Source organism: Gilliamella sp. Occ3-1 (genome assembly GCF_001690655.1).
Lineage (GTDB): Bacteria > Pseudomonadota > Gammaproteobacteria > Enterobacterales > Orbaceae > Gilliamella > Gilliamella apicola_P.
In genome coordinates this window covers 36,872-43,313 of the sequence record NZ_LZHQ01000006.1, presented here as the reverse complement: position 1 = coordinate 43,313, position 6,442 = coordinate 36,872, and the positions used below count along the sequence as shown (strand labels likewise).

The following is a 6,442-nucleotide window of genomic DNA, read 5'->3' as shown; positions in this document are numbered from 1 at the left end:
TAAGCTTACCAGCAGGAAGGATTACCCGTTACTTAGATAAACTGGCCGAATATAATGGGTATCCATTAAAAATACGAGTCGATAATGGACCAGAATTCACCGGAAACACGTTTACTAATTGGGCAAAAACACATGGTATAACTATAGATTACATCAAACCCGGTAGCCCTTATCAAAATGGTTACATTGAACGATTTAATCGGACTTATCGAACTGAAGTGTTAGATTTATATCTTTTTAACAACCTAGCGCAAGCAAGGAGAATAACCGAAGAATGGTTAACGATTTATAACACCGAAAGGCCTCATGAAGCACTAAATAATATGACGCCGATCAAGTATAAAACATTAAAACAGGCAGCTTAATTTTCTACGTGAGTTGTGTATTAAGTTTGGGGTATTTACAAAATCAACAGTATGTTTTGAAAGGTATTTATCTTTATTACCCAGATTTTCACTCATCTAAAAGTTATTATTTTCCTAAAATAGATACAGTTAAATATATTCCTATTTTTTATAATAAAATCGATATAAATAAACTAACAGGTTATAAAGATAGATAGATAGATAGATAGATAGATAGATTTATTTACGTTGAACCTTTAAAACTTGATATTGAAACAGATAGGTTTGTTGACTCTTCTTCTAAAAAACTGTTAGTCAAAAATAGAGTTTTCAAAACAAGTGTCTGGTTTAAAAATGATAATTTTTTAGAAAAAAACCGCTAAGTGAGGAGGGAAAAACTGATCTTTTTGATCAATTCACTGTAGAAAAATCTAAATATTATAATAAGATAACCATTCAAGACTCGATGCTAAACTGGGCTAATATTGATGATACATCTGGTTCTTATTATAAAGGTAAAACATTTGAAATTTTAGAACTGAAAGGGAGTCTGTCAACATATGGTAGCTGTGAGAAATGGGTAAAACAAGATGAAAAGTTAATACATATAACACATGATTTTTTGTCTATTTCATGTCTATATTTTTCCCTTCTACAAAATGTTAAAAAATAATTTTTTAAAAATTATGATCAACTTAATTATGTTTTTCAACTAGATAGGCTACATTAATTAATACCAGTTTTATAAGGTCATTGGTTAGTTTTGTTTTTTATGTATATTCATTACATTAGTTTCTCAAATTACTTTAAACAACACGAGTAATTCCTACAATTTAACAATTCAAAAGATAAAAAATAAAAGTTTAAGGATTTTATGTAGCGATAAAAAAACATCAAAGATGGTACACCGTTTTAAAACTAGAAGTTTGAAATAAAATGATTTATGATAATAAATAGTGACAAAATTAAGTGTCACTTATAATAAAAATACACAAATACAGGATGAGGATATATTTTATGAAATTATGTAGGACAAAAAGAATTCTTCCCTTAATTTTACTGTTATTGGTTTATACATTTATCTGCACTGTCTTGTCTTATTACTATAGTAATAGTATTTATAGTATGTCTGCCAAATCTATTTTAGGAAATGTTTTTTTCTATATATCAACAACGACAACTTTATTTTTTATCATAATAATACATAATTGTATTTGTAGCAGTCATAAGCTTATTGTTGCCTTTGGCTTTTCATTATTATTCCTTTTTTTATCCGAAATCAACTATTTCATTTTTTATGGCGAAATGATATCAGACGGAGTACTCGATTCCATTGTCGAGACAAATTCTTACGAAGCCTTATCAATGTCTAAACAAGTTTTAATCATAACTGGTCCTGCATTTATTGTGGCTTTTCTTATTTTATTTATTCTTAAAAAACTTGTTCGTATTAAATTCAGACTTTTTATTCCCATAAGCATTTATCTATTTACGTTGCTCGCCCTTATTCATTTTCTAGTAAATTACACAGCATTAAGGCATGATTTTAAGCAAGGCTTCTATAAATCTGCTGCTAGCGTAATTCGTAACTTTTATCCTGCTGTAGTTGCTAATTTATCCTATATTTTGCTTAGTTATACTACAACAGATATCTATTCAGATACCCATGAAATTGAAAAATTTAATGAAGCTGTTCTTTTACCACCTAATAAACCTGATAACGATCTGATCATATTTATCATGGGCGAATCTTCTTTTGTAAACCGCTATAGCACATATGGTTATCATAAACATACTACGCCTTTTATGACCAATATTTTTAGTCAAAATGGAGGATGTATTATACCAAATAGCCACTCAGTTGCAGCCTTCACTCGGGATTCTATACCAATGACACTTTCATTCAATGTACCCGAAAGCGATAATAACTTATTCAATAATAAATCGATTATTGAAATGGCTAAGTTTAATCATTACAAAACCTATTGGTTAGCATCAGCTGCGCAACAAATTCAAGGTACATTTAATACTAAATTTGGTTTTATTGCACATAAAAACGATGTTATTTCTTTTTCTGATACCACTCTTGATATCAGTTTAAGCCAGCTATTAGAAGAAACTCTTCAAAAAGATAATTCGTCTAAAAAATTTATTTTGGTTCATTTGCATGGTAGTCATAAACCTTATAACAATTATGATGAAGTAGATAAACAAGCTTTACCTGATGCCGAAGAATATGATCTAACTATTCATCACACCGACCGTACAATCAAATCATTATATGATGTTATCAATAAATATAGTAACAACTATACCATTATTTACACTTCGGATCATGGCGAAATTGTGAATGTTGGGCATGGTATAGGTGACAACGTTGACCAATTTCTAATCCCTTTTATGTTTATATCAACCAATCAGCGATATAATTGCCAATTTATTGAATCATTTCGTGGACCAAATGGTTATTTAAGTGGGCTTATGAATAAATATATTCTTTCTAATCTTTTAGGGTATGAGATTGATCTGGCTATCCTTGACAAAGAAAAAAATAATGATCGAGTTTTTATGCCAAACAGTAGTGTCATGCCTTTTTCAAAATTACTTAACAAGCATTAATTTATTGCTTACTATATGTTGAGTAATTGATAGGAATCTATTATAGATTTTATACAACAATATTATAAGGGGGCGCATAAAATGTCCCCGTTTTGCCATTACATACTAGCCTATATTTTAAATTATTAAAGACATAACCTAAAAAAATTAATAGAAGAAAACATAATTATAGAGAAATGTTATAAATAATTTGTTTAAATTTGAATAAATAATATTCTTTATAATCAATTGTGATTATTTAATTTATCTCAATAAGAAATCAATATTTTACCTCATATATCGTTTGTAAAACGAGTTAATAACCAATACAATTAGTGACATATTTTTATTAGCAATAATAGATAGGACATTAATTCGTCATGCAAGAACAATATCGCCCAGATGAAATAGAAGCCATAGTACAAAAACATTGGCAAGAAAATAAAACCTTTCACGTTACTGAAGATTCGTCAAAAGAAAAATATTACTGCTTATCGATGCTACCTTACCCTTCTGGGCGTTTGCATCTTGGTCATGTTCGTAACTACACCATTGGTGATACCATTTCACGTTACCAACGTTTAAATGGTAAAAATGTACTACAGCCAATCGGTTGGGATGCGTTTGGTTTGCCTGCTGAAGGTGCTGCAGTTAAAAACAATACTGCACCTGCAAAATGGACCTATGAAAATATTGCTTATATGAAAAAGCAATTACAACTTTTAGGATTTGGTTATGATTGGGATCGTGAAGTTACTACTTGTCGTCCTGAATATTATAAATGGGAACAATGGTTTTTTACTAAGTTATATGAAAAAGGCTTAGTTTATAAAAAAACATCGGCAGTTAACTGGTGCCAAAATGATCAGACCGTACTTGCTAATGAGCAAGTGGTTGAAGGTTGTTGTTGGCGTTGTAGTACCCCTGTTGAACGCAAAGAAATCCCACAATGGTTTATTAAAATCACCGAATATGCCGAAGAACTACTTAATGATTTGGATACGCTTGAAAGTTGGCCAGAACAAGTTAAAACCATGCAACGTAACTGGATTGGTCGTTCTGAAGGGGTTGAGTTTGATTTTGCTGTTGAAAATTATGCTGATAAGTTACGCGTCTATACAACTCGTCCTGATACATTAATGGGTGTTAGTTTTGTCTCTGTTGCCGCAGAGCACCCTCTTGCACAATTAGCAGCTCAAAACGATCCTAAAATTGCTGAATTTGTTGCTGAATGCAAAAATACCAAAACAGCCGAAGCTGATATGGCAACCATGGAAAAGAAAGGTATTGCCACAGGATTTTATGCTATCCATCCTTTAACAGGTAAAAAAGTTCCTGTTTGGATTGCTAATTTTGTGTTAATTGAATATGGTACAGGTGCAGTAATGGCTGTGCCTGGGCACGATGAACGTGATTATGAATTTGCTTCAAAATATAACTTACCAATTAATCCTGTTATTTTAACTCAAGACGGTAACGCACCAGATCTTTCTGAAAAAGCATATACTGAACATGGCAAGTTATTTAATTCAGGCGAATTTGATGGTCTTGATTTTGATCAAGCATTTAATGCTGTTGCTGATAAGTTAATTACATTAGGTATTGGTAAACGTAAAGTTAATTACCGTTTGCGTGATTGGGGGGTTTCACGTCAACGTTATTGGGGTGCACCAATCCCAATGGTGACGCTTGAAAATGGTACAACCATACCAACACCAGAAGACCAATTACCAGTTATTTTACCTGAAAATGTTGAAATGAATGGTATTACCAGTCCAATTAAAGTAGATCCTAACTGGGCTAAGACAACCGTTAACGGTCAACTTGCACTACGTGAAACCGATACGTTTGATACTTTTATGGAATCTTCTTGGTATTATGCTCGTTACACTTGTCCAAACTACGACAAAAGTATGTTAGACAAAAAGGCGGCAAACTACTGGTTACCTGTTGATCAGTATGTTGGTGGTATTGAACATGCCATTATGCATTTACTTTATTTTAGATTTTTCCATAAATTAATGCGTGATTTTGGTTTAGTATCGTCAGATGAACCTGCAAAACGTCTACTTTGCCAAGGTATGGTATTAGCTGATGCATTTTATTATACCAGCCCAACAAATGAACGTATTTGGGTTTCGCCAACTGAAGTCAATATTGAACGTGATGATAAGGGTCGCATTGCTAAAGCTGTCGATAGTCATGGCAATGAGCTAGTTCATGCCGGTATGACCAAAATGTCAAAATCAAAAAATAATGGTATCGATCCGCAAGAAATGGTTGAAAAATATGGTGCTGATACCGTTCGATTGTTTATGATGTTTGCTTCACCTGCTGATATGACACTAGAATGGCAAGAATCTGGCGTTGAAGGTGCAAACCGATTTATTAAACGTGTATGGCGTTTAGTTTATGAGCATACCCAAAAAGGTGTAGCGGCAAAACTAGACGTTAAAGCTCTAGATAGTGAACAAAAATCATTGCGTCGTGAATTACATAAAACCATTGCGAAAGTGAGTGATGATATTGGCCGCCGACAAACGTTTAACACCGCTATTGCCGCTGTGATGGAATTTATAAATCGCTTACAAAAAGCATCGCAAGAAACTGAGCAAGATCTCGCTCTAATGAATGAAGCTTTAAATGCCATTGTTCGATTACTTTACCCAATGATGCCTCACGCTTGTTTTGTTATGTGGCAAGCTTTAGGTCACAACGAACCGATTGATAATACAACTTGGCCTGTTGCTGATCAATCGGCAATGGTTGAGAACGAGAAACTCATTGTCGTACAAATCAATGGCAAAGTCCGTGGTAAATTTATTGTACCTGCCGATGCCGATCAAGATTTTGTTTTGTCACAAGCAAAACAAGAGCCTAACATCCAAAAATATTTGAGTGATGTTGCTATCCGTAAAGTGATTTATGTACCGGGTAAATTATTAAATCTTGTTGTTGGTTAATATTGTTTGATAACTAAATTTAGGCGGTTATTGATATGAAAAAATATTTAGCATTAATTATGTTATTAACAATATCCTTAACAGGATGTGGATTTCACTTACAACATGAGACAGAAGTGCCAGAAAGTTTTAAAACGATGTCTTACATAAGTTATGACCCTTATGGCAGGTTGTCTCGCAATATTAAAGAGTTATTACACGATAATGATGTGACAATAACGAATAATAATACTTCCGGTCAGGTACCATTGTTAAAAATGGTAAGTGAAAATCTAAGTCGCAATACCATCTCGATTTATCAAGATGGTAAAGCTGCCGAATATCAATTAGTGTTAACGGTTGAAGCACAAGTTATTGTTGCTGGTCAACAGACTTATCCAATAAGCGTACGCGTGTTTAGAACGTTTTTTGATAATCCTGCTGAAGCTTTGGCTAAGACGGTTGAACAAGACTTGATTGAAAACGAAATGTTTAAACAAGCGGCTAAACAAGTCATCCGTAAATTAAAATCGATTCATACAGTAAATTAACGTTGAC

General features: G+C 32.8%; 4 protein-coding genes. All 4 read left to right on the top strand.

What is annotated here, in order from left to right; genetic code table 11:
* A partial coding sequence (locus A9G43_RS02210; protein WP_141673998.1) for an integrase core domain-containing protein occupies positions 1-365 on the top strand: 365 nt, incomplete at its 5' end.
* Between the two features lie 1,284 nt (positions 366-1,649).
* A complete protein-coding gene (locus tag A9G43_RS02200; protein WP_176701680.1) occupies positions 1,650-2,963 on the top strand; it encodes a sulfatase-like hydrolase/transferase in 1,314 nt (437 codons plus the stop codon).
* A 359-nt stretch (positions 2,964-3,322) separates the two neighbouring features.
* Entirely contained in the window at positions 3,323-5,905 is a 2,583-nt protein-coding gene (leuS, locus tag A9G43_RS02195; protein WP_065606249.1) for a leucine--tRNA ligase, read from the top strand.
* Between the two features lie 35 nt (positions 5,906-5,940).
* A complete protein-coding gene (gene lptE, locus A9G43_RS02190; RefSeq protein ID WP_065606247.1) occupies positions 5,941-6,435 on the top strand; it encodes an LPS assembly lipoprotein LptE in 495 nt (164 codons plus the stop codon).
* Positions 6,436-6,442: the final 7 nt, after the last annotated feature.